Genomic DNA, 24,828 nt, shown 5'->3' with positions numbered 1-24,828 from the left:
ACGCGGCAGTCCGTCACCTGCATCCGGTCGGCCACCGGCCGCCGAAGCAGTCACGAGGCAAACGATCACCGTCGTCGCCGGAGTCACTGCGGTCACGCGAGTCACTGGAGGTACGGCATGAAGATGCGGGGCGCTCGGATCCTGGTCCCCGGTGCCACCGGCCAGATCGGCGAAGCGCTCGTCAACCGCCTGTACGCCCTCGGAGCCCGTCCGGCCCTCGCAGGCCGCGACGCCGATAGGCTCGCCAAGGTCGCGGCGTCCTGCGCAGGCGCGCCCGCCAGGACCTTCGACGCGTGGGACCTCGACGCCTGCGCGCAGACCGTCGACTGGGCAGCGAGCGAATTGGGCGGCCTGGACGGCGTCGTGGTGTGCGTCGGCGTCGCCGCGTTCGGCCCGGCCACCGACGTGAGCGACGCCGTCGCCGAACACCTGACCGCGGTCAACGCACTTGCCCCCATGGCCTTCCTGCGGGCCGCCGCCCCAAGACTCGACGCGGGCGGAGTCCTCGCCGCCGTCACGGGAGTCGTCGCCGAGGCGGCGCCGGCCCGGATGGCGGACTACGCCGCTGCCAAAGCCGCGCTGGCCGCCTGGCTCACCGCGGTCCGCCGCGAACAGCGGCGCCGTCGCGTGAACGTGCTCGAGATCAACCTCCCGCACATGGACACGGACTTCGCCCACCGGGCCGTACAAGGCGAGTCACCGAACCTGGCGCAGGGCCTGCCGGTCGAGGAAGCGGTGCAAGCGGTCGTCACAGCCCTGTCCGACGGTGCCCGCCTGATCCGGCCCGGCACCACCACCCCGCTCGAAGTGGTCCGGTAGGACATGCCCAGAAGACGCGCCGCCTCCACCCCGCCGGCTCACCGTGCCCCCTCGCACCGCCCGGCCGAGGCAGTGACCTCGCTGCCGCCCAGGCCACTGCGGCGGGTGCTGTTCCGCCAGCACTGGCGTGACCTGGTGTTTCTGCATTGGCCCGCGGATCCGTTCCGGGTGGCCGGGCTGTTGCCGCCCGGTACCGTGCCCGACCTCCACCAGGGGCGGACGTATGTAGGGTTGGTCTTCTTCCGCATGGAGAACCTGGCGTTCGGCCGGTTGCCGCCCGTTCCCTACCTGGGCTCGTTCGGAGAGGTCAACGTGCGCCTCTACAGCCGTGACGCCCTGGGGCGGCGCGGGGTGGTGTTCCGCTCACTCGACTGCGACAGACTCCTGCCGGTCCTCACGGCACGCGCCGGATTCGGGCTGCCCTACCAGTGGTCCCGCATCAGCACCGGGTGGTTCGACAACCGCCTGCTGTACACGACCGCCCGCCGCACCGCCGACCACCCCGGAGCAAGAGCCTGGCTGGACGTCGAGGACTCGCCTGTGACTCCCGGACCACTGGAGGAGTTCCTCACGTGCCGTTGGGGGCTGCACGAACGCATCCGCGGACGGACCTACTACCTCCCCAACGCGCACCCTGCCTGGACCTTCCGCGCCTGCACCCTCTTGGACTGGGAGGACGCTCTGATCCCGGCAGCGGGACTGCCGAAGCCGCAAGGTGAGCCCGTCAGTGTGCTGTACGCCCCAGGCCTCCCGGTCCGCTTCGGCACGCCGGTGCGTCTGCCGACTTCCTGAGCGCTCCTCGTGGGTCAGGCCCCGGCCAAGCCCCGGTCCATCACGGCGAGGAGTTCTTCGGCGGCCCAGCCTGGCCCGCGCCCCCGTACTGCGCGAGTCAGCCCGGTCGGTCGCGGGCCTGTGTCTCCCCACAGGGCCCGGAGAGCGGTGGGCACGTCATCACTCGTCAACGTGTTCGGGTCGAGCACCAGGCCCGCGCCCGAGCGCTGCGCGTCGTAAGCAATGGAGAACTGGTCGCTGGAGAACGGCAGCACCAGTGCGGGTACGCCCGCCCGCAGGCACTCGGTGAAGGAGTTGCCGCCGCCGTGGTGCACCATGGCGTCCACGTGCTCCAGCAGAGCCTGCTGCGGCACCGAGGGGACCACCACGACCCGGTCACCCCCCAGATCGGCCAGGGCTCCGGTGCGCTCACCCGCCGCCACCACGACGGCGGTGTCCCGAAGGCCCTCCAGCACCCCGGCGACCACGGTGCGCAGCACGTCGTCGCGCGCGGACAGGAACGTCCCGAGCGCGACAAGAACCACCCGCGCGGCCGCACCGCGCAGCCCCTTCAGCCGCGCCTCCCACTGCGAGTCCAGGGCCGCGGCCGGTGCGGCCATGTGCCCCGCGAACAGCCGCACGGGCCCATCCGGCCTCGTCGGCAGCCAGGGCAGCTGCGGATAGGCGTGCACGACGGCGTGCGGGGAGCTCAGGGCGAAGGCCCTGCCCGGAGCGGGCCGGGAGGGCGCGTGCTCACGCGCGAAAGCCGCGAACAGACGGGTGAAGGCCTCGTCGTTGGCCCGGACGGCCCCGGACAGCTCCTCCAGAGCCTCGGGATCGGGGCGTACGGCATCCGGCCAGGCGTAGGGGAGACCGAACCAGGCGTCGGGCCCCGACAGCACATAGCTGGGATGCCCGGGGCAGAACGTCGCGTAGGGGACGCCCAGGCAGTGCAGGGCCAGGGTGACCGGGTAGCTGAGCTGGTCGACGACGTACCAGTCCGGCCGTAGCCGCCGATCCGTCGTGCGCAGCGCCTCCAGTACGGCCTCGGGGTCCGCGAGCATGTCGGCGCGCCGGTGCCTGGCCTGGGCGAGCAGCGCGGCCACGGCCCCCTCGCGGGTCGCGTCGAGGAACTCCCGCAGCCGCTCCGCCTCCCGCGCGTCCTGCCGGGTCGCCTCGGCCACCCCGGTGTTGGCGTTGCGGGTCACGGACAGCGGTACGAAACCTGTCCCGGCCCGTCGCGCCAGGTGCTCGAACGCCGGCGCACACGCGAAGTGGACGTCCGCGCCCCGCTCACGCAGGGCACCGGCCAGGACCGCCAGGGGCTGCGCGTGGGACAGGAACGGGGGACTGACGACAACGACACGCGGCATGCGAACCCTTCGACCAGACGTCCTGCGCCCACGGTCCGTCCGGACCGGGGACGACCTGCGCCCGCGGTCCGGACGGACCCAGCCAGCGCATCGTAGCCGCGTACGGGCCGTGCGCACGGCATGACGATCACCACGTCAACGGGGTGCATCCGCGCACCCCCTGCTTCGGGAACCACCAAGGTCAGAGCCGTTTCTGAGATCGGAGAGCGCGTGACCGCCGCCGCCTTCGCCACCACCCGGGCGACCCGGAGCACGGCACGACGGGCTGCCGTCGCCACGCAGGACCGTGACCCCCTGGTAGCCGCACGGACCGCCTTTTTCAACATCTGGAGCGGGCCCGCCGGCGAGCGGGACGCCGCCGGCCGCCCCCAGGACGACCTGGTCCGGCTGCTGGAGGCCGAGTACGGGGTACGGCCACGCACCGTGCCGTCCGGCGACGGGCTCGGCGTCCGTCAGGAGGACGCGGCCGTGGCCGCCCTGCGGCGCGCCGCACGCCTCGGTGTGTCGCTGACCCCGCAGGCCCTGCTCGCCCACCGTGACGGTGGCCCGTGGCTGCGGGCGGTGCTGAGCGAACTGTGGCCGCAGACCGTGCACCTGCATGGCCGCCGCCACGCGCAGGAGGCACTGAGGGCGACGCTCACCGAATCGCCCGACGCCCCCACGACCGGTCACCTCCTGGACCTCGCCGTGGCCACCGGCCTCACCCCCCTGACTCCGGCCGAGGCCGCGCCCGTGGCGCACCACGCCGATCGCGCCGTACGCCACGCCGCATGGCGTTACCTGCACCAACTCCCCGGAGGCACGGCCCACTTGCCCGACCCCTCCGCGGCCGCGGACGCCTACGAACGACTGCTGCTGAACCCGCCGACCCTCGTACTGGGGCCACGAGAAGGCGAACGAGAGGGCCGGGTGGTCGCCCAGACCATGCTGCTGGGCGGCCTCGACACGCCGGGACAGGGACTCAGTGGAGGAATGGCGGTCCTGCTCGGCGGCCTCGGAGACCAACTCGCCGAGACCGAGGGAATCGCCGGCGTGATCACGGTCGTGACGGCCGGACACGAGGACCTGGCGGCCGACGGCAGGCTCGCTTTCGAACGACGCACCGGGCACTGGGTGTTGAGGCTTCCCGTCGACACGCCCCGCTCACCCCTGCCGACAGAGACACACCGGCACCGAACCGCGCTGACCTGGTGGGCGGTGCGGCTGCTGGGCTGCATGCCGCGGCCGCTGGATGTCCTGCACGTGCGCTACGCCGACGACGCGAGCCTGGCACTCGCCGAGGCCGCCGAACAGTTGGGCGCCGCCTCGGTGTTCACCGCCACCCCGGACCCGCACCGCGGACTCGCCGACCGCCACGCCGCGAGCGACCCCGGCGACTCGCGGGCCGCCCAGGCGTTGCGGCACGACCTGCACCGGGTGTTCGTGGCCGACCGTCTCGTGGAGCGCGCGGACACGGTCATCGGCATCCCGGGCCGCGGCGGGACCCGTGAACTGGTCCGCCACTACCCCCACTTGGCACACCTCTCCGGGGGCAATGGGCCCAGCGCCCCGCCCGAGGGCATCGCCCCCTACCGGGCCGCCCCCGACGAGCAGGAGCGCCGGCGCGCCGCACTCGCAGCCCTCTACCAGGACGGCACCCGGCCAGACGCCCTCGACGCCGAGGACTACGACCTCCCCCTCCTGCTGTCCGTCGGCCGACTCCACCCGGTCAAACAGCAGGACCTCCTGGTAGGCGCCTGGCTCGAAACCGGGGGCTACAGCAACAGCACCCTGGTGCTCATCGGAGGCAGCCCGCACACCGCCACCGAGGCCGAGACCGACATGCGCCGCCGCATCGACACCCTGCTCGCCGATGTCCCCCAGGCCTCCCGCCGTATCGCCCTGCTGCCTGCACTGCCCAACGCCGACGTACGCCGTCTCCAGCGAGCCCTGGCGGCCCGCCCGCAGGAGGCACCCTGCTGGTACGTGTGCCCGAGCGCCAAGGAGGAGTTCGGCATCGCGATACTCGAGGCGATGGAAGCGGGCCTGCCCGCCGCAGGGCCCCAGCGCGGGGGAGTGGCCCACTACCTGCGCGACGGGGTGAACGGCATCCTGATGGACACCTCCACCCCGACCGGCCTCATGCGCGGCCTACGGCGCCTGGCGCACATCAGCGACGACGACCGCCGCCGCTACGCGACCGCCGGCCAGAACCTGGTCGCCGAGCGCTTCTCGGTAACCCGCATGGCGAACGAACTCACCGCCGAGTACGTTGCGTTGGAGCGACGGTAGACAGCTGGGCCATCGGAAGGGACGCAGGGGGCGGCGATGAGCGGCAGATGGTGGCTCATGCAGGGCGACACCCGGGTCGGAGAACTCCAGCACTACGCAACGGATCAGCCGACGTTCCTGTGTCGCTTCACCCCCGGTCCCGGATGGGAGGCCGTTCGCACGCGGTTCGAAGACTGGGAAGCCCTGCACGGTCCAGACGCCGACGGATCCCGGGCCGCGGAAGTCATCAAGCCCATCATGGACCTCGGACTGACATTGGTCCCCGAAGACCGTGGAGCGTCACTGGCGCTGTTCCAGGAATGCATCGTCCGGATAGAAGGCGATACCGCGCGCGTGCGTTGGTGGACCTGACCAAGTCTCGGACTCAACGCCTTGGCCGCCGAACGGCACGACCGCCGCCGCCCCGGACTGAACCACCTGGCCTTCCACGTCGAAGACGCGGCCACGGTGGAGAAGTTGACGGCCGACGCCGCTCAGCACGGCTGGCATCTGATGTTCCCCGAGCGGCACCCCTACGCCGGCGGCGCACAGCACTATGCCGCCTACCTGGAGAACGACGACGGCTTCGAAGTCGAACTCGTCGCGATCAAGGCACCCGGACGAAACTGAGAAACCGTATCCGAACCGGCCGCCGCGCATGGCGTCACGCGGCGTGTTCCCACTCGTCCCGGTGGGGGTCTTCGACGTCGGTGCTGGAGTGGGCGGCGTTCTTTTCACAAGCTCGCAGCACCGCCCAAGTGAGGGCGGAGACGCAGGTCAGGATCCAGGGCACGGGCCAGGCGTAGGACCACCACTGGGCGTGGGGAGCGAGGAGGAGGTCGGTGGCGGCTGATGCCATGGCGGTGCCGAGGCTCCAGCACAGCAGCCGGCCCGCGTAACGGACGGCACGGGCGAGGCGGCCGCGACCGGTGCGGTGGCGGCTGCGCGCACGGCAGGTGGGTGCGGATCTGCCCGAAGGGGTCATTGCGCGAAAGTCCTCTGTAAGGAGCGGCGGTTGCCGCAGAAGCGGCCAGGCCGGCCGGACGCCGTGAGTGTGCTTGCGGTGGAGAGCCGTGCACAGAGGAGTGTGGCACCGACAAGGGATATCCGTAAGACAGAAGGACTACATGCCATACGCCCAGTTCTCGCCAAGGGCGCGGGGGAGAGCCGTTCGGCACTTTCCTGCCGGACGGCCCGCTGCAGCTTCTGTCCTTCCCGCACGGTCAGCCGCCAACTCCAACCAGTGATGCCATACCGGCCGCCCTTGCCGAATGTCGTCACGGCACCCGCCACAACGAGCAACCCGGCAAAGGCTGCCGGTCACCGCACTAACTCAGCACGATGCGCCAGCGGTTGTCGGCGGTGCCGTCGTCCGCGTCCTGGACCGCGAACGCGCCGACCGCGGTCGAACTGCCCGCGATGGCGAGCAACTTGCCGCTGTTCACGTTGCGGATCTTGTAGGTCCCGTCGCCCTGGTCGAGCAGGGTCCATTTGTGGTCGGCGGTGCCGTTGTCCGACCACTGCAGGACCGTCGCGCCGTCCGCCGTGTCCATGTTCAGGACGCCGAGCACCTTGCCGCTGTTGGCGTTGCGGAAGCGGACCGCGTTTCCGTCCGTGATCATTTCCCATTCGTGGTCGGCGGTGCCGTTGTCCGTCCACTGCAGAGCGCGGCCGCCATTGGCAGTGGACATGTTCTGGATGCCCAGCAGGAGACCGCTGCTTGCGTTGACGAGACGGACGGTGTTGCCGGTGGTGTTCCAGTAGACGGTGTAGTTGAAGCCGTGCGCGTCGTAGAACGGGCCGAGGTTGACGGTGGCGCCGCCAGACGTGGCGGTGAAGGCGAGTGAACTGCTGCTGGTCCGTCTGATGGAGGACGTGGTCAGCGCGGGCGGGGAACTGAGCGTGGAGTCACCGTAGTTGCCCGCGAGGACCACCGGGCCGTAGGTGATCGCGGCGACGTTCGCGTTGTCGTTGGCCGGTCGGATGCCGATCCGCATGGGCAGGCGGACGGTGACCGTGTCGCCGGAGGTCCACGAGCGGTTCAGGGTGGCGTAGGTGCCGGGCGTGGTGGAGACGCTCTGCGCGACGCCGTTGACGCTGATGACGGCCCCGCTGGTCCAGCTCGGTATACGGATGCGCATCGCCCACGTTCCGCTGACGCTGCCGGTGACCTGGAGGGTCGTCGTGCCGCTGACGGGGTAGGTCGTCGTCTGGGTGACGGTGATACCGCGCTCCGTCCAGGTGAGTACCGACGGCACGAACATGTTGACGGTCAGCGTGGTGTCGTTGCGGAAGTAAATGGAGTCCATCAGCTTGGTGTGCATCTCCAGGCCCGTGCCCTGGCAGCACCAGAAGGTGCCGTAGTCGGTGCTCCAGGTGCCGCCGCCCAACGCCGGGCCGACACCGCGCCGACCTCCCGGCTTGAGGGGGGTGAAGTAGGTGACGTGGCCGTGGTCGTCAGCCGGGTTCTGCTGGCCGATGATCTGATTCAGCCACGCCCGCTCGTAGTAGTCGAACAGCGCCACGCGGTTCGGGTCCAGCGTGAACAGCTCCCGTGTGAGGGTGAGCATGTTGATGGTGTTGCAGCTCTCGCACGTGTCGTTGGTCAGATAGCCGGCGATGGCGTTCGGGGCGCGGAAGTGCTCCGCCTGGCTGTTGCCGCCGATGGCGTAGGTGTGCGCGTTGACGGTGATGTTCCAGGCGTTGGTGGCGATGTCCCGGTAGCGGGTGGTGCCGGTGGCCTTGTACTCCCGGGCGGCCCCGATCCACTTGGGCACCTGGGTGTTGGCGTGCAGTCCGTTGAACTGGTCCTGGTTGGCCGCCAGGGGGTCGAACACCGCGGCGTGGTCGAAGCGCTGGGCGACGGTGAGCCACCGTGCGTCGCCCGTCTGCTGGTAGAGATCGGTCAACACGGCGTTCATGCCGCCGAACTCGATGCGCAGCATGGTCTGCATCTGCTGGGTGGTCAGCCTGCCGGTGCGCCAGTCGACCCATCCGGCCAGGGCGAGCAGTACGTCCCGGGCCTGTGTGCTGCCGATGTGGCGCCATACGTCCAGCAGGCCGGTGAGGGTCTTGTGGAGGGTGTAGTACAGGACCTCGCCACTGGTTCCCTGCTCGAGAGCGGTGAAGTTGGACTCGGGGTAGCCGGAGAGGTACCCGGGGTTGAAGCCCGCGGCGCTGTTGTTGGCCTGGCACTTGGCCAGTTCCGCGACCATGTAGGTGGCCTTGTCCCGGCAGGTGGTGTCCCCGGTCACGGCGTACGACTGTGCCCATGCCGTGAGGAAGTGCCCCTGGATGTGGGTGCGGAAGCCGAAGTTCGGTGCGTCCCAGCCGCCGCCCGCGGCCGCGCCGTTGGTGGACAGCCTGTGGGTGGCGCGGAAGTTGTACAGCAGTCGGTCGACATCGATGAACCGCAGGTAGTTCTGGGTGCGGTTCTGGTTGTCCAGCCACCGGCTCGCGGTGAGCCGGACCTGGCCGAGTTCGAAGGGGTGTGCCAGGACTCCGATGTCGGTCCTCGCGGGGGCGATGGCCGCCTGGGCCGCAGACGCGCCGAGGACGGACCCGGTGGCAGAGGAGGCGGCGGCGACCCCGGCCAGTTGCAGGAGGCGACGTCTGCTGACGGAGGGAGACATCTCGGTCCTTTCGGAAGGGCAGGGCGACTGCTTGGAGTTGTGATGTGTCCGCTCGCACGTCTGACGCTCGGGCGCTGGCTCAAATGGTTCGACTTCTCAAACGTTGTTCGAAATATAGAACGCGGTCTTCGCTGACATATTGGAGGATTAACGAGTATGGACGTTGCCTGTGTCCAGCCTTGTGACACAGAAACTCGAACGGGCTGCACGGGGCGCTCTCGTGGGACGACTTCAGGGGGCCGGATGAGCGCCGGGTCGCCCACGTGTGCGTTCGGTAAATCGGATGTGTCGGACGTATTGACGCGCTCTCTTCTGCGGATCTAGCCTCTGCCCGATTTCACGAACGGCGTTCGAAATATCGTCCAACCTGCTTGAGGAGAAAGCGAGTTGCCTATGAAGGCTTCCGGCCGAAGCGCCACCCGCCTCAAACGCCATCACGGTTGCTGAGACGACTGACCGACACCTGGCCCGAGCCGCAACCGCCCCACCTGGGCCGACACAGTGCTGGACGCGGCGGTGCGACACCGCCGTTCGGATCCCCGTCCGGCCCCGGCGGTGTCCGGGTCCGTCGGTGTCCGGGTCCCCTCCCGCCTCTCCGAGACCGCATTCCCCCGGCCATCGCGCTCCCCCTTTCGCCCGGCGGTGGCATCCGCGCCAGACAGGAGATCCGATGACTGTGCTCCGCGCCCGGCTGACCGTGATAGTGCTCGCCGTCTGCCTCCTGCTCACGGGCCAAGCCCTGAGCACGCCCCAGCGGGCGGCCGCAGCCGACCCCGGGTACCTGATGGTGCACTTCACCGGCGACTCCGCGACCGGTCAGCAGCTGTACGTCGCGCACAGCGCGGACGGCCTGCACTGGAACGACCTCAACGGCGGACAGCCGGTCCTCAATTCGAAGATCGGGACTAAGGGCGTGCGCGACCCCGCACTGGTGCGCTCCCAGGACGGCAGCAAGTACTGGATCATCGCCACCGACCTGTGCATCAACTGCGGCTCGACGTACGCCGACGGCAGCCCCAACTTCGTGGTGTGGGAGTCGACCGACCTGGTGAACTGGTCGGACCCGTGGCTGCTCCCCGCCGCCTCACTGGTCCCCGGCGGAAAGAACGCGTGGGCGCCGGAGGCGATCTGGAACCCCGAGACCCATGACTACGTCCTGTACTGGGCGACCAACGCCACGTTGAACGGCATCAACAAGTACCGCATCTACGCCGCCCGCACCACGGACTTCCACGCCATCACCACCCCGCAGATCTGGATCGACCCACCCGGCACCACCGCAGTCGTCGACACCCAGATGACCGAGGTGCCCGCAGGTACCGGCCCCTACCGCTACCTGAGGGCCTCCGGCGACGGCAAGAACAACATCGAGGGCAGCAACTCGATCCTCGGGACCTGGACCAACCTCGGCAACCTCTCCAGCATCGGCCTGACCGGCAACGTGGTCGAAGGCCCGGTCTGGATGAAGTTCCGGAACAGCAATCAGTGGGCCCTCTACATCGACTACAACAACCCGCAGGGCGTACGCGAATACCGGCCGATCCTGACGACCAACCCGTTCGACGTCAGCACCTACCAGCTCCAGCCGGCGGCCGACTACGACATGGGCGGCACCGCCAAGCGCCACGGCGCGATCATGCCCCTCACCTCCGCCGAGGAGAGCCGCGTCCTCGCCCGCTGGCCCAACACCCCGGCGCAGCGACTCCAGTCGTACAACTACCAGGACCGGTACGTGCGCCAGACCAACTTCGACGTGCGCATCGACGCGAACGTCACCCCCGCCCAGGACTCCCAGTTCCGGCCACGGCCCGGCCTGGTGGGCACCGGCACCGTCTCCTTCGAGTCGGTGAACTACCCCGGCTGGTTCCTGCGCCACCAGAACTACGACTTCCAGCTCGTCCGCAACGACGGCTCCGCCCAGTTCGCCGCCGACGCCACCTTCCGCAAGGTCGCCGGCCTCGCCGATCCGACCTGGTCGTCCTTCGAGTCGTACAACCACCCCGGCTACTACATCCGCCACTACGCCTACCAGCTGCGCCTCGACCCCATCACCACCACTCTGGGCCGCGGCGACGCCACCTTCCGCGTGACGAACTGATCCGGCCGTCTCACGGACCGCTCCGCGGGGTCCGCCGCTCCTCCAGCGGACCCGAACACAAACTCCGGCGTCGGCGCCTGCCGCCTTGGCCGGCCCCCGGCCCCAGCGGCCGGGCCGGGCTGCCGCCGTGCCTGCGGCGCCCGGGAATTCCGCTCATCTCCCCGCTCCACTCTGCGTAGGAGTCCTTCATGATCAAGAAACAGTGGATACGGCGCGTCAGACGCGCACTGCTGGCAACAGGAGCCACCGCCGCCCTCGCCGGCGGCCTGCTCACCGCCACGGCCGCCCCCTCGCAGGCCGCCACCCAGGGGCCGTGCGACATCTACGCCACGGGCAACACCCCGTGCGTCGCCGCGCACAGCACCACCCGCGCCCTGTACGGGGCGTACAACGGCCCGCTGTACCAGGTCAAGCGCGCCTCCGACAACGCGACGAAGGACATCGGCCTGCTGAGCGCGGGCGGATACGCCGACGCCGCACAGCAGGACACCTTCTGCGCGAACACCAGCTGCGTCATCACCGTCATCTACGACCAGTCGCCCAAGCACAACAACCTCACCCAGGCGCCCGGAGGCGGGGCCGCCGGCGGGCCCGACAACCTCGCCAACGCCGTCGAGGCTCCGGTCACCGTCGGCGGACACAAGGCGTACGGCGTCTACATCGCCCCCGGCACCGGCTACCGCAACAACAACACCAACGGCATCGCCACCGGCGACCAGCCCGAGGGCATGTACGCGATCTTCAACGGCAAGCACTTCAACGGCGGTTGCTGTTTCGACTACGGCAACGCCGAGACCAACAACCTGGACACCGGCAACGGCCACATGGAGGCCCTCTACTTCGGCAACAACAAGGGCTGGGGCTGGGGCAGCGGCAACGGCCCCTGGGTCATGGCCGACCTGGAGAACGGCCTCTTCTCCGGGGTCAACCGCGGACTCAACTCGGGCAACCCCAGCGTCGACCACCGATTCCTGACCGCCATGCTCAAGGGCGGCGCGAACCAGTGGGCCCTGCGTGGCGGCGACGCCCAGTCGGGCGGCCTGTCCACCTTCTACAACGGAATACGCCCCACCGCCTCCGGCTACAACCCGATGCACAAGGAAGGCGCGATCATCCTCGGCATCGGAGGTGACAACAGCAAGTGGGCCCAAGGCACCTTCTACGAAGGCGTCATGACCCAGGGCTACCCCTCGGACGCCACCGAGAACGCCGTACAGGCCAACATCACCGCCGCCGGCTACAGCAGCGGCTCCACCAGCACCGGAACCCTCACCCCCGGCTCCCGGATCTCTCTCCAGGCCACCACCTCGCCCTGCTGCACCTCGCACTACCTGCGCCACAACGACGCCGACACCAAGGTCGTCATCTCCAACATCACCGCCGGCAGCTCGGCCACCGACAAGGCCGACGCCACCTGGATCGTCCGCGCCGGACTGGCCAACACCTCCTGCCTGTCCTTCGAGTCGGTCGACAAGCCCGGCCAGTTCCTGCGCCACTACAACTACCAGCTCAACCTGAACTTCGACGACGGCGGCAGCGCGTTCGCCCAGGACGCGACCTTCTGCCCGACCACGGGCAACAGCGGCGTCGGCACCTCCTTCCAGTCCGTCAACTTCCCGACGAAGTACCTCCGCCACTACAACTACACGGTCTACATCGCGAGCAACGGCGGCTCCAACACCTGGGACTCCACGACCTCATGGGCCCAGGACACCAGCTGGCTCACCGCGGCTCCCTGGAGCTGACGAGGGACCGAACCCGTGGGCGGCTCCGGGCCGGGGCCCCCACGGGTCGTCCATCCGCCCGCACCTTCCTTCGCCCTGGCGACACCAGATGAGCGCCCCCCGACCATCGCGCCGACTGTTCCTCGGCATGGCCGCGGCCGTCCCGCTGTCCACCACCGGCGTGCTGATCTCGGCAGCGGGCCCGCGAGCGCCACGACGAACTCCCCGTTCGTCAGGCCTACTTCACCCAGCACCCGTGGGCGCCTGGACCGAGGTGTCAGGAGCGATCGAACAGAGTCACCACGCTCTGCGGTGCCTCCTGGCCGAAGAAGTCCTTCAGGTTCTGCGCCGATCGGTCGGCGGAGTCGTTGCTACGAAGGAACAGTTGCTCTTCGTAGGCGGTGAGCGCGACCTCGACGTCTGGTTGTTCAACCAGCTTGGTAGCCAGGTCCGCCCCGTCGTACATGGCGAGGTTCGCACCCTCGCCGGCGAAGGGCGACATCAGGTGCGCGGCGTCTCCGACCAGCGTCACGCCGGGCACCCTGTCCCATGTGAGCCCGACGGGCAGGGCGTAGATGGGTCGGAGCCAGGGCTCCGCGTCGCTGTGTGTCACGAACGCGGTGAGCAGCGGCGACCAGCCATCGAACTCGGCGGCGAGGTGACGCAGGCCCGCGGACGGGTCGCCGAAGTCGATCGACCTCATCCACTCCTCGGGCTTGTTCAGCGCCACGTAGCCGCGCACCTGCCCGTCGGCACAGCGATGCGCGATGATGCCTTGGCCCGGCGCGACCGCCATCAGCGTGCCGCCGCCGATCGCGGCCACGCTCGCCCGACAGTCCTGGCGGCCCGAGGCGAGGGCGATCTCGATGAAGCAGGTTCCGCTGTAGACGGGCTGGGCGGGGGTGAGCAGCGGACGGACCTTCGACCAGGCACCGTCCGCGCCGATGACGATGTCGGCGTGCGTGGCGGAACCGTCCGCGAAGGTGAGGACGCAGCCGTCCTCCACACGGTGCCGGATCGAGGCGAGCTTGTGACCCCACCTGATCGTCCCGGGCTCCAGTGAGTCGATGAACAGGCGCCGCAGCTCGCCACGATCCACCTCTGGACGGGCCGAACCGGGGTCCGCGGGCAGGTCGTACAGGATCGTGCCGTGGCGGTCGACGACCCGCTTGGCGTCCTCGCCCGGGCGGACCAGCGTGAGGAACTCGTCGTGGAGACCGGCCGCGCGAACCGCGACCTGTCCGGTCTCTTCGTGGATGTCGAGCAGGCCGCCCTGGGTGCGGGTCGTGGCCGACGCCTCACCCTCGTAGATCGTCGCGGCGACGCCGTGAGCTTGTAGTACCCGGGCGAGCGTCAGGCCGCCCAGTCCCGCTCCGACAATGGCGATGGTCTTCTGCATGCAGCGCTCCTGTGGTGCGCCGGCAGGCGCCGGCGATGGTCAGCGCCGAAAGCGGACGGGATGCCCGATCTCGGCAAGGAGACGCTCACCGACCAGAACCATCTGCATCGATGTATGCGCGATGTCCGGCGGGTGTGGACTGCGGAACATCGTTTTTCGCGACCTCATGACTATAGCTCGGCACTCGCATCACGGTGACCGAGACCCTTCACGCTGCGACGCACCGCGCCGGCCAAGGTCATCGTGGACTGGACAGGCCTGGAGTGCGGCATGCGCCCAGCTCACCGAAGCACTGCACCGCTGACCCCGCGCAGCAGATTGTGCTGCTGAACGGCGCGGGACGGGGTACCGGGATCCTGCAACGTCCCCCGCACGAAAGTGATGCCTAACGCCATGGCGCAGACACTAGACGTCGTCGAACTCATTCTCGAGGACCACCGGAGGATGGAGGATCTCTTTCGCCTGATGCGCAGCGTCGAAGCCGACCGTGCTGCCGCCCTTCGTGAATTCTCCGGTCTGCTGATCGCGCACGCTCTGGCGGAAGAGGCGAAGGTCTATCCCGCCCTGAAGCGCTACAAGAAGATTGACGACGACGAGGTGGAACACGGCGAGGAGGAGCACGAGGAGGGCAACAAGGCGCTCCTGGAACTCCTGGAAGTCGATGAGGTCGGCTCCGAGGAGTGGGACGAGAAGCTGGAAGAACTCGTGCAGGCGGTCACGCACCACGCCGACGAGGAGGAGCGCACCATCCTGAACGGGGCGCGCGAGAACGTGGCCATGGAGCGCCGCGAGGAACTGGGCGAGGCGTTCATCGAGGAGCGCGAGCGTCACCTCAAGGCAGACTGCGGTGCCATCGACAACGTACGCAAGATCGTCGGCTCCTGACGGCGGCCTCCCGGTCCGGGACAAGTCTGTGGGCCCAGCGCGCCGGGGCCCACAGACACCTTCGGAACGACTTCCCGCCCTGCGAGATGGTCTACGGCTCTTACGCGTAGCGGGAAGCCGACGGCACGCCCTAGGACTTGTCCGTCCGATCATGTGACCACTGCGTGCCTGAGTCGTTCCTGTGGGCATGGGGCGGGGTGATCTGAGTGACGCCGAGTGCGAAGGGCTTCGGCCGTTCCTGCCGGTCAGCAACGGGTGTTGTGGCAGGTGGCGGGACCACCGGCAGGTGATCGACGGGATTCTGTACCGGGTGCGGACCGGCGTTCAGTGGCGCGATCTGCCCGAACGGTTCGGACCGTGGAAGATCGTCTACGAACGCCACCGCCTGTGGTCGGCTGACGGCACATGGGAACGTCTGCTCCAGCAGGCCGCGGCCGACGCTGCAGGCGAGATCGACTGGGACATCTCGGTCGACTCCACCATCATCCGCGCCCACCAGCATGTGGCCGGCGCCCGCACTGACCCGCCTCCGGCCCCGAGATCAAAGGGGGCCGGAGGGATGGAACACCAGGCCGAGACGCCGTGGCAAGAGCTCGTTGCCCGCCTGGTGGAGGTCGTGCGGCAGGCGAAGGCCTGGGCCGCTCGCGCGATGGGTTCACCAGCAAGCTCCACCTGAGCGCGGATGGCCGCTGCCGCCCAGTGTCTCTGATCGTTACTCCAGGTCAGCGAGCCGACTGCACCCAGTTCAAGCCGGTCCTGGAGAAGATCCGCGTCCCTCGACTCGGGCCGGGACGGCCCCGCAAGAAGCCCGACAGCCTGGCCGCAGACAGGGCTTACAGCAATGGGCTCGTCCGGAACTATCTGCGGCGCCGGGGCATCCGCCACACGATCCCGGAGAAGACCGACGGCCAGGCCGCCCGCCAGCGCAGAGGCTCACGCGGTGGACGGCCACCCGGCTTCGACGAGGACCGCTACAGGAAACGCAACACCGAGGAACGGGCGATCAACCGCCTGAAGCAGTTCCGGGCGGTTGCCACTCGCTACGACAAGCGCGGCTACGTCTTCCTCGGCACCGTCACTGTCGCGGCCGTCGCGATCTGGCTCCGAACTTGAACTGCTACGCGACCCAGCAGTAGACGCTCTGGTTTTGGCGCCGGGCATTGCTCACGAGAGCAGCCAGATCGCCCACGATCGCGTCCGCGATCTCCGCGTCGATGACCTCGCCATCCTCCGCACGCAATCGAGACCACGAGACGGCGACGTCACTCAACCTGGAGTGCTCGGCGTCCGCAAGCGCAGTGGACAGACGAGGCGAGATCGCGAAGACGACACATCCGTCATCGTCCTGGCCAGCGACGATGCGAGGCTCACCAGCTGCGATGAGTTCCTCGAAACTGCCACCGGTCAGAAGGCATTCCCACTCGACCACGGCCTCTTCGGGATCGAAGTTGCCGAAGGAGAGCGACTCGAATGCCCATCCCGGCCCGGTCTGGACGGCCATGCCCGCTGACGTGTCGTCCGGCGCCACGAAGAACTTCACGATGATGCTCACCTGGGCATCATGCCCGACCGTCCACAACCATGATCGACCGGACAAGTCCCAGCTGCTCCACCACCTGGCGGCCACAGGGCCAAGCAGTCAGCCTTCGGAGAGCACGTCCTTGACCGTCGCGTGCACCGGCAGGACCGAGGTCAGCTGAGTGAGTTCCAGGATGCGCCTGACCTCCGACTGCAGACCCGTCAGCGCGAAACGGCGCCCCGCGTCCGAACGGCGCCGGTGGATGTCGACGAAGGCTCCCAGAGCGCTGGAGTCACAGAAATCCACACCGGTCAGATCCAGGATCAGCAGGGGGACGTGCTGCATCTCCTTGGTGGTGAGGTGCCCGAGGAGCTGGGGCGCGGTGTGGTAGTCGATGGGTCCCTCCACGGCGACGACGGCGTGTCGTGGACCGCGATGCGAGGCCAAGGTCAGCGTGGGGCCCGTGGGAAGCAGGCTGCCGGCGTCGGCCGACGGTGAGCCGTGGGCGGACGTGTACCCCTCAGGGCCGGTGGACGGGGTCATCTCGGGTGGCTCTCCTGCATCACGAGGCTTTGACTTCCGCCCACACCACTTTCCCTCCGTCGATCCGGCGCGTACCCCATCGTGTCGCGATCGCGTTCACCAGGAATATGCCACGGTGCCCGAACTCCCCGGGATGAGAGACGATCAGACGAGGTTCCTCGGTACTGCTGTCCGTGACCTCCAGGACGACGCGTTCACCGGCCCGCCGCAGCTCGACACGCAGTGGTGTCCTGGCGTGGCGGACGGCGTTGGCGACCATCTCGTCCGCGATCAGCATCATGTCGTTGACCAGATGCTGAAGGTTCCACTCGTGCAGGGCCTCCGACACCAGCTGACGGGCGTCCGGGACCGCCCCGGACACCGGCGCGTACTCGCGTACGACCGCAGAGACCTGCTGCGAGGCGTCCTCGGGCCGGTGCAGGTACAGCATGGCGATGTCGTCGTCGTGCTGACCGTCGGCCAGGGTGTCCAGCCAGGAGTCGCAGTCGGCCTCGATCTCGCCGACCGGACCGGCCAGCAGCTCCCGCAGGGACCGCAGCCCGTCGTCGATGGGACGCCCGCGGCGCTCGACCAGGCCGTCGGTGTACAACAGCAGCCGCGACCCGGGTGGCACCGGGATCTCCTGCTGCGGATAACGGCGCCGCCCCACCCCCAGCGGCGGGCCCACCCGCTCGTCCAGGAAGCGCACACGGCCCTGCGGATCACGCAGAACCGGCGGCAGGTGCCCGGCGACGGCTGCGCGCAGCCGGTCCTCGGCCGGGTCCAGGACGGCGTAGACGCAGGTGGTGATGCAGCCGGGAGCGATGTCGTCGACCAGGACGCTCAGATGCTCCAGCACCTCGGAAGGTGCGAGACCGAGCCGGGCGTAGGCCCGGCAGGCCGTACGGATCTGGCCCATGACCGCTGCCGCCCTGACGCCCTTGCCCATCACGTCACCGACGACCAGCGCCACCTCACCGTCCGGCAGCGGTATGAGATCCACCCAGTCCCCGCCGGCACCGCGGTCACGTGCGGCGGGCAGGTAGCGCGAGGTGCTGGCGATCCCCTCCACGCGCGGCAGGGTCGGCAGCAGATGACGCTGCAACTCCATGGCCGCTTCCCGCTCCTGCCGGTACGTCTGCGCGTTGTGCAGGGCCACAGCGGTCTGAGCGGCGACTCCGGTGACCAGGCGTTCGTGCCGTTCCGTGAAGACGCCCCGCTCAGGATGGCCGAAGAAGAAGCCCCCGAGCACCGTCCCGCGGGACGTCACCGGTACGGCCAGGTAGCTGCGTACCGGCAGGTGCCCCTCCGGCATGCCGTGGTGGGGCGAGTTGTGGCCGTAGCGCGGATCGGCCGTGATGTCGTCGGACCTCATCACACCAAGGCCTCGGAAGGTCTCCTCGAAGACCTGGGTGTTGCGGGGCATGGGGAACTTGTCGAAGACCGACCGGTCCACACCGGAGAGCACATAGAGCAGGTACGACTCTCCGGTCTCGCCCAGGACGTTGTAGAAGAAGGCGCCAAACGCCGCTCCGGACAGCCCGGTGGCGGCGTCCACCGCGTGCTGCACCAGCGTGTCGAGGTCCAGCTCCGCCGCCAGGGCGCTGCCGGCCTGCTGGAGCAGTTCGACGATCGTCGCCTCGTCGCGCAGTTGCCTCTCCCGCTGTTCCAGTTCCTGCTGGGAGCGGCGCAGGTCGGCCGTGACGGAACTCAACCGGGCCACCGTCGACTGAAGGTGAGCGGCCCGTCGTGCCACCAGGTTCTCCATGTCCTCCAACGAGGTGCGCACCGCCTCCGCCTCCAGGGCGGGCGGTGGCCGGCCGCCTGACAGCAGCGCCAGGCGTGCACTGGAGGTGACAGCGGAGAAGAGGTCGACGACGTCGGCGGCGAGCGCAACCCGGCAGAACAGCACGACCGCGAACCACTCGCCCGGCGACAGTGTCCCGCCGAAGGCGAGCAGGGAACGCACGCCCTCCGCCCGGAGGGCTTCATCCGGCGCGTCCTCCTGGCTGTCCGACACGTGCACCACGTCTACGCCGCTGAGGGGTGGCACGGCGCCGTCCGGATCCGCGGTCGCCCAGGCTCCCAGGCGGTCCAACAGCCGGTAAGCAAGCGGTGCTTGGCGGGCGGCCTCCGGCGAAGGCACCGGCAGATCCAGTGCAGCGGAACCCTCCGTGCCGTGCCAGGGGGCGTATGCGCCACTGAGGCCGGCCAGGGACAGACGCCGTTCTTGCCGAGCTCGCGGCCCCGCGACCACCTGCGCCGCAGGGGCGGCCTGCGGCCGGGAGAGGAAGACGCCCACCACAGGGCACGCCCGGTCGCCCCGCCCGTCCACCAGGCTGTCGTGGAAGAACTCGGCAACGACCTGTGCCGCCGCGTCCGCCGACGAGGCACCGCTGACCGCCTCCCGCAAGTGGACACCGCACCGGGCCACTTCACTGAGACCGAAGGCCGACAGGTCGAACCGCGTGTCCTGCACTGCGTTGCACCTCGATACCCGCAGACGGCAAGGCCATGGACAGATGGAAGGACCATGGACTCCACAGATTAGACCCCTGGCCGGTTCGTTTCGGCGACGTCACCGTCCGCGACCCCCGGCCGGGCAGGGGTTCGGGGCGGAGTGCCCGTGCAGGTCCTTGAGGACCATCTCCGTCAGTGGCGCACTGCTGCGACGGCGGCGTCGGTGGTGGGATGCAGGGCGAACACCTGGTCGAGGCCGACGGTCTGGAACATGCGGGTGAGGTCGCGTCCGAGTCCGGCCAGGCTGAAGGAGGAGCCGGCGGCCTCGGCACGTTGGTAGGCGGTGACGAGCACGGTGATGCCGGTGGAGTCGCAGTAGGTGAGGTCGCAGAGGTCGACCACCAGGGCCGTGCCAGGGGAGAGGTGGACGTCTTCCAGCGCCTGGGTGAGCCGTGGCGCGGTGTGATGGTCCAGTTCGCCGGTCACCTTCAGCAGGACGGGGCCGGCCTCATGGATCTGCTGGTCGACGGTCAGATCGGGCTCGGTCACCGGTTCTCCTGACGGGGTGAGGCAGGCTACGGACAGGGGCAGGGCGAACGGGGCGTGTTGCCGCCGACTTTCGGACCCGCTGCCGAGGGCACCCTCCACAGTGTGCAGCAGGTGGTCGTCGTCAGTCCGCCCCGGCACCGTTCCGCATGCTGATGCCCCGACTGATCGTCCCATCCTACGAACCGATCGGTCTCGACACGGGGCGAACGATTGCGGTGCAGGATGGGAAACGCCGAGCCCGGCCCGGCGGCTTGCCCGCCTTCTCGGGGGGTACGAGGCCTTCTCCAGGACACGGCACGTGGATCGGCCACACTGCTCTCGCGCGGTGGCCTGGTGTGGATGACACGGACGAGAGGGTCTCCTGTGGGGCGTTCTGCAGATGACGAGCACCGCCCGCCGAGCGCGGCGGCCGACGTGTTCGCCGCTGACGTCGAGGTCGGCGGGGACCTGGCTCTGGTGGACTGGGCGGCGACCCCGCTGGGACCGCCGGGCGAGTGGCCGCAGAGTCTGCAGACGGCGGTGAGCATCCTGCTGTCGTCGCGGTTCCCCATGTGGATGGCATGGGGGCCGGACCTGACGTTCTTCTGCAACGCCGCCTACCGCCGGGACACACTGGGCCAGAAGTACCCGTGGGCCCTGGGCCGTCCGGCGAGCGAGGTGTGGGCGGAGATCTGGAACGACATCGGCCCGCGCATCGACGCGGTGCTGACGACGGACCGGGCCACCTGGGACGAGGCGCTGCTGCTCTTCCTGGAGAGATCCGGGTATGCCGAGGAGACCTATCACACGTTCTCCTACAGCCCGTTGCGAGACGACACCGGCGCGGTGGTCGGGATGCTGTGCGTGGTCAGCGAGGAGACCGAGCGGGTCATCGGCGAACGGAGGATGGCAACGCTGCGGGACCTCGGTTCGGACCCCAGCGTGGTACGGACCGAGCAGGAGATGCTGGCCTTCGTCGGTCAGCAGCTCGGCCGCAACCCCCGGGACCTCCCGTTCACGCTGACGTATCTCTTCCAGCCGGACGGCAGCGCGCGCCTGGCGGGGACCACCGGGCTGACCGCCGCGCACCCCGCGGCGCCCGTCACCCTGCCGGCTGACGCCGCGGACGCCGGGGACGCCCTGTGGCCGGCCGCCGCGCCGGCCCGGGGGGAGTCGGTGGTCGTGTCCCTCGAAGGCACCGCCTTCACCACGCTGCCCGCCGGCGAGTGGCCGAAGCCGCCCACCCGGGCCCTGGTCGTCCCCCTACTGCAACAGGGCGGCGATCCCTACGGCTTCCTCGTGGCCGGACTCAACCGGTACCGCCCCCTGGACCCGGGCTACCGCGGGTTCGTCGAGCTGGTCGCCGGACACATCGCGGCCGGCATCGCCGGTGCGCGCAGCTACCAGGCCCAACAGCGCCGGGCCGAGGAACTGGCGGAGCTGGACCGGGCGAAGACGACGTTCTTCTCCAACATCAGCCACGAGTTCCGTACCCCGCTCACACTGATCATGGGGCCGGTGGAAGACCTCCGGGCACGGTTCGACGGCACCGACCCCCGTGTGCGCGAAGAGCTGGATGCCATCCACCGCAACGGTCTGCGACTGGGCAAACTCGTCAACAGCCTGCTGGACTTCTCCCGCATCGAAGCCGGCCGCATGCAGGCACGATACGAACCGGTGGACCTGGCGGCGGTCACCGCCGAACTGGCCAGTGTCTTCCGCTCGGCCGTGAACAAGGCCGGTCTGGCCTTCGAGGTGGACTGCGCCCGCCTGGACGAGCCGGTGCACCTCGACCGCGGCATGTGGGAGAAGGTGGTTCTCAACCTGCTCAGCAATGCGCTGAAGTTCACCTTCGACGGCTCCATCACCGTCACGACCCGCGCCGAGAACGACCATGCGGTGATCACGGTCGCCGACACCGGCATCGGGGTGTCCGCCGAGGAGATGCCGAGGCTCTTCGAACGCTTCCACCGCATCGAGACCGCCCGCGCCCGCTCCGACGAAGGCAGCGGCATCGGCCTCGCCCTGGTCAAGGAACTCGTCGGCCTGCACGGTGGCACCATCAGCGCCGACAGCACCGTGGGCAAGGGCACCTGCTTCACCATCCGGCTGCCCTTCGGCTCCGAGCACCTGCCCGCGGACGCCCTCGCGCCGGCCGTCTCCGCCGCGGCCGTCTCGGCCACGGCCGAGCCGTACGTCCAGGAAGCGCTGCGCTGGCTGCCCACCGGGCCGTCCGACACGGACCCGCCCATGGTGCCGACATCCGACGACGTCGCGCCTCACACCTCCGGACCGGTCGTCCCGGCCCGGGTACTGATCGCGGACGACAACGCCGACATGCGCGAGTACCTCACCCGCATCCTGCGGGGCGCCGGATACCGCGTGGAGGCGGTCGCCGACGGCCACGAAGCCCTCCGGGCCGTCCGAGCCGACGCCCCGGACCTCGTGGTCAGCGACGTCATGATGCCCCGGCTCGACGGACTGTCCCTGGTGAGGGAGCTGCGCACGGATGCGCGCACCGCCCCCGTGCCCGTGCTGCTGCTCTCCGCCCGAGCCGGTCAGGAAGCCTCGATCGAGGGCCTTGAGGCCGGTGCCGACGACTACCTCGTCAAGCCGTTCGCAGCGGCGGAACTGCTGGCACGGGTGCGGGCCAACGTGGAGCTGTCCCACCTGCGCGCGCATCACGCCCGGTGGCGCACCGCTCTGGTCGACTCGTTGCAGGAGGCGTTCTTCGTCTGCGACGAGGACGGTGCGGTCATCGAGATCAACGCCGCGTTCACCGACATCCTCGGCTACGGTCCCGGGGAGCTGCCCTACCCGCCTGTGCACCCGTGGTGGCCGGACGCCGACACCGATCGGGAGGCTCACCAGCAGTGCGCCGAGGCGTTCGACCGCCTGGTGGGGGAGGGACACGGTCGCTGCACCGTCCCCGTCACCCACCGCGACGGGCATCGGCTGTGGATCGATGTCGCCTTCAACCCGGTACAGGACCCCGACACCGGGCACCGCGTGATCGTCGGCACCTTCCGTGACGTCACGGCCGAGCACTACTCCGTCCAGCGCGACAGCGCCCTCGCGGCACTGAGCCTGCGCCTCTCCCAGGCCACGGCTCTGCCCGAGGCGCTGACCGGTGCCCTGAGCGAACTGAAAAACCTGTGGCGGGCCCGTCAGGTCCTGGCCGCCGTCTTCGGTCACCGGGCCGAGCCCGTCCTCGCCGCCGCGGACGCAGCACCCAACTGGCAGGAGCTGCCCGCCGACCGGCGCGAGGCACTCGTCGCCCTGTGCGAGCGACCCCCGCTGACTCCCGTCACCGACCACACCAGTGCAGGCATCACCGTGGAGCACCCCGACGGCCCCATGGCGCTGTGGGTGGACCTCGGGCAGAGCCGGCCCTTCACCGACGAGGACAAGCTGCTGTTGTCGCTGCTGGCCGGACATCTGGCCCAGGGCCTGGTCCGCGTCCACCAGATCGACCAGCAGCGCGAGACCGCCATCGCCCTCCAGCGGGCGATCCTTGGCCCGGCCCACCTGCCGGACGGTTTCGCCGTCCGCTACGAGCCGGCCACCCCGCCGCTGGAGGTGGGCGGTGACTGGTACGACACGGTCGCCCTGCCCGACGGGCGGACCGGCATCGTCGTCGGGGACTGCGTCGGCAGGGGACTGGAAGCGGCCACCGTCATGGGACAACTCCGCAGTGCCTGCCGGGCCCTGCTCCTCCAGGACGCCAGCCCCGCCCAGACCCTCATGGCCCTGGACCACTTCGCCGCCGGCATTCCCGGCGCCCTGTGCACCACCGTGTTCTGCGGGGTCCTGGACCAGGCGACCGGCTGCCTGACCTATTCCAGCGCCGGCCACCCTCCGGGCATTCTCGCCCACCGCGACGGCACCATTCACCTCCTGGATGACGGACGCTCTCTCCCGCTGGCCGTCCGCCCCGGCAGACCGCGTCCCGAGGCGGAGTGCACCATCCCCGCCCGCGCCACCCTGCTGCTGTACACCGACGGCCTCGTCGAACGCCGTCGCCGCCCGCTGAACGAGGGCATCGACCAGGCCGGCGAAGCCGTCCACGCCGGCAGGAACGCGACCGTCGACGACCTCGCGACGCAGATCATGACCCGCCTTGCTCCCGAGAACGGCTACGACGACGACGTCGCCCTGCTGCTGTACCGGCACCCCGCCCCACTGGAGATGACCTTCCCCGCCGAGTCCTCGCAGCTCGCACCGGTCCGCAAAGCGCTGCGTACCTGGCTCGAGCGATGCCAGATGCCCCCGCAGACGGCGCAGAACGTTCTGGTCGCCGTGGGCGAAGCCTGCGCCAACGCCATCGAACACGGCCACCGCCACGCCCCGGGGGACCCCGTCCGGCTGCGCGCTGAGGCGTCTGTGAACGACGTGCGCTTGATCGTCGCCGACACCGGTCGGTGGAAGACCCCGCAACCCGACGCCAACGCTCACCGCGGCCGCGGCGTGACCCTGATGAAAGCGATGATGCAGCAGGTCACCATCACCTCCGGCGCCACCGGGACCACCGTCGACATGCACACGAGGATCGCTTGATGACCACTCCGCTCACCCTGACGCCTGGCCGGCGGCCCGACGGCACGATGCTGCTGACAGCCGTCGGCGAGATCGACATGACCAACACAGAAGCCCTCGCCGATGCCCTGGACACCACGAGTGGCCCGATCGTCCTCGACCTCACGGGCGTCGGATACCTGGACAGCGCGGGCCTCAACGTGCTGTTCACCCGCGCCGACCGCGTCGAACTCGTGGCCACTCCACTCCTCGCCCCCGTCCTGACGATCTCGGGCCTCGCCGACCTCACCACGGTCCATGGGCTGTAGCTGT

General features: G+C 69.5%; 18 protein-coding genes and 1 pseudogene. 11 read left to right on the top strand and 8 right to left on the bottom strand.

Annotated features, from left to right (window positions below):
* Nucleotides 1–117 precede the first annotated feature (117 nt).
* Nucleotides 118–819, top strand: a complete 702-nt coding sequence (locus AQJ54_RS19265) for an SDR family NAD(P)-dependent oxidoreductase (RefSeq protein ID WP_062238920.1) — start codon at nucleotides 118–120, stop codon at nucleotides 817–819.
* A 3-nt stretch (nucleotides 820–822) separates the two neighbouring features.
* Entirely contained in the window at nucleotides 823–1,611 is a 789-nt protein-coding gene (locus tag AQJ54_RS19260) for a YqjF family protein (protein ID WP_062238918.1), read from the top strand.
* Nucleotides 1,612–1,625: 14 nt separating this feature from the next.
* Here the strand turns inward: AQJ54_RS19260 and AQJ54_RS19255 are convergent, their stop codons facing one another.
* Nucleotides 1,626–2,963 carry a glycosyltransferase gene (locus AQJ54_RS19255; RefSeq protein WP_062238916.1) on the bottom strand — a complete coding sequence of 446 codons (1,338 nt, stop codon included), beginning with the start codon at nucleotides 2,961–2,963 and terminating at the stop codon, nucleotides 1,626–1,628.
* 210 nt (nucleotides 2,964–3,173) lie between these two features.
* Here AQJ54_RS19255 and AQJ54_RS19250 point away from each other — a divergent pair, with 210 nt between their 5' ends.
* The 3 genes and pseudogenes from AQJ54_RS19250 to AQJ54_RS19240 all read left to right on the top strand — a co-directional run.
* Complete coding sequence (locus tag AQJ54_RS19250; protein ID WP_062238914.1) at nucleotides 3,174–5,234, top strand: glycosyltransferase family 4 protein; 2,061 nt, start codon at nucleotides 3,174–3,176, stop codon at nucleotides 5,232–5,234.
* A 57-nt stretch (nucleotides 5,235–5,291) separates the two neighbouring features.
* Complete coding sequence (locus AQJ54_RS19245) at nucleotides 5,292–5,585, top strand: hypothetical protein (protein ID WP_248845384.1); 294 nt, start codon at nucleotides 5,292–5,294, stop codon at nucleotides 5,583–5,585.
* A gap of 18 nt (nucleotides 5,586–5,603) precedes the next feature.
* Nucleotides 5,604–5,843: pseudogene (locus AQJ54_RS19240) on the top strand (VOC family protein); the annotation flags it as partial.
* A 34-nt stretch (nucleotides 5,844–5,877) separates the two neighbouring features.
* Here the strand turns inward: AQJ54_RS19240 and AQJ54_RS19235 are convergent.
* Both AQJ54_RS19235 and AQJ54_RS19230 read right to left on the bottom strand, forming a co-directional pair.
* Nucleotides 5,878–6,198, bottom strand: a complete 321-nt coding sequence (locus AQJ54_RS19235; protein WP_062238910.1) for a hypothetical protein — start codon at nucleotides 6,196–6,198, stop codon at nucleotides 5,878–5,880.
* Nucleotides 6,199–6,541: 343 nt separating this feature from the next.
* A complete protein-coding gene (locus AQJ54_RS19230; RefSeq protein ID WP_062238908.1) occupies nucleotides 6,542–8,845 on the bottom strand; it encodes a beta-L-arabinofuranosidase domain-containing protein in 2,304 nt (767 codons plus the stop codon).
* Between the two features lie 670 nt (nucleotides 8,846–9,515).
* On the opposite strand from AQJ54_RS19230, the gene AQJ54_RS19225 reads away from it, so the two are divergent.
* Together AQJ54_RS19225 and AQJ54_RS19220 are read left to right on the top strand one after the other, a co-directional pair.
* Nucleotides 9,516–10,943: a glycoside hydrolase family 43 protein gene (locus AQJ54_RS19225; RefSeq protein WP_062238906.1), complete on the top strand. Its 1,428-nt coding sequence runs from the start codon at nucleotides 9,516–9,518 to the stop codon at nucleotides 10,941–10,943.
* A 188-nt stretch (nucleotides 10,944–11,131) separates the two neighbouring features.
* Nucleotides 11,132–12,688: an alpha-L-arabinofuranosidase B gene (locus tag AQJ54_RS19220; protein ID WP_062238904.1), complete on the top strand. Its 1,557-nt coding sequence runs from the start codon at nucleotides 11,132–11,134 to the stop codon at nucleotides 12,686–12,688.
* 256 nt (nucleotides 12,689–12,944) lie between these two features.
* Here AQJ54_RS19220 and AQJ54_RS19215 read toward each other — a convergent pair whose 3' ends face one another.
* Nucleotides 12,945–14,066: an FAD-dependent oxidoreductase gene (locus tag AQJ54_RS19215; protein ID WP_062238902.1), complete on the bottom strand. Its 1,122-nt coding sequence runs from the start codon at nucleotides 14,064–14,066 to the stop codon at nucleotides 12,945–12,947.
* Nucleotides 14,067–14,459: 393 nt separating this feature from the next.
* Between AQJ54_RS19215 and AQJ54_RS19210 the strand changes: the two genes are divergently transcribed.
* Together AQJ54_RS19210 and AQJ54_RS43620 are read left to right on the top strand one after the other, a co-directional pair.
* Nucleotides 14,460–14,951, top strand: a complete 492-nt coding sequence (locus tag AQJ54_RS19210) for a hemerythrin domain-containing protein (protein WP_062238900.1) — start codon at nucleotides 14,460–14,462, stop codon at nucleotides 14,949–14,951.
* Nucleotides 14,952–15,138: 187 nt separating this feature from the next.
* Nucleotides 15,139–16,064, top strand: a protein-coding gene (locus AQJ54_RS43620) for an IS5 family transposase (RefSeq protein WP_428843797.1) whose coding sequence is annotated in 2 segments (ribosomal slippage) — nucleotides 15,139–15,505 and nucleotides 15,505–16,064 — 927 coding nt in all. Because the reading frame shifts where the segments join, the coding sequence is not laid out codon by codon here.
* A gap of 4 nt (nucleotides 16,065–16,068) precedes the next feature.
* On the opposite strand, the gene AQJ54_RS19195 is transcribed toward AQJ54_RS43620, so the two are convergent.
* From AQJ54_RS19195 to AQJ54_RS19180, 4 genes are all read right to left on the bottom strand, one after another.
* Nucleotides 16,069–16,503: a hypothetical protein gene (locus AQJ54_RS19195; protein ID WP_062020701.1), complete on the bottom strand. Its 435-nt coding sequence runs from the start codon at nucleotides 16,501–16,503 to the stop codon at nucleotides 16,069–16,071.
* An 87-nt stretch (nucleotides 16,504–16,590) separates the two neighbouring features.
* Entirely contained in the window at nucleotides 16,591–17,013 is a 423-nt protein-coding gene (locus AQJ54_RS19190) for an STAS domain-containing protein (protein ID WP_062238898.1), read from the bottom strand.
* Between the two features lie 19 nt (nucleotides 17,014–17,032).
* Nucleotides 17,033–19,471 carry a SpoIIE family protein phosphatase gene (locus tag AQJ54_RS19185; protein ID WP_062238896.1) on the bottom strand — a complete coding sequence of 813 codons (2,439 nt, stop codon included), beginning with the start codon at nucleotides 19,469–19,471 and terminating at the stop codon, nucleotides 17,033–17,035.
* 173 nt (nucleotides 19,472–19,644) lie between these two features.
* Entirely contained in the window at nucleotides 19,645–20,001 is a 357-nt protein-coding gene (locus tag AQJ54_RS19180) for an STAS domain-containing protein (protein WP_062238894.1), read from the bottom strand.
* A 363-nt stretch (nucleotides 20,002–20,364) separates the two neighbouring features.
* Here AQJ54_RS19180 and AQJ54_RS19175 point away from each other — a divergent pair, with 363 nt between their 5' ends.
* Together AQJ54_RS19175 and AQJ54_RS19170 are read left to right on the top strand one after the other, a co-directional pair.
* Nucleotides 20,365–24,537 carry a SpoIIE family protein phosphatase gene (locus AQJ54_RS19175; RefSeq protein ID WP_428843796.1) on the top strand — a complete coding sequence of 1,391 codons (4,173 nt, stop codon included), beginning with the start codon at nucleotides 20,365–20,367 and terminating at the stop codon, nucleotides 24,535–24,537.
* Entirely contained in the window at nucleotides 24,537–24,824 is a 288-nt protein-coding gene (locus AQJ54_RS19170; protein ID WP_062238892.1) for an STAS domain-containing protein, read from the top strand. Before AQJ54_RS19175 ends, AQJ54_RS19170 begins: the two co-directional genes overlap by 1 nt.
* Nucleotides 24,825–24,828: the final 4 nt, after the last annotated feature.

Origin of the sequence: Streptomyces griseorubiginosus (genome assembly GCF_001514195.1) — a bacterium.
In the GTDB taxonomy this organism is placed as follows: domain Bacteria; phylum Actinomycetota; class Actinomycetes; order Streptomycetales; family Streptomycetaceae; genus Streptomyces; species Streptomyces griseorubiginosus.
This window is presented reverse-complemented; position numbering and strand designations above follow the sequence as displayed.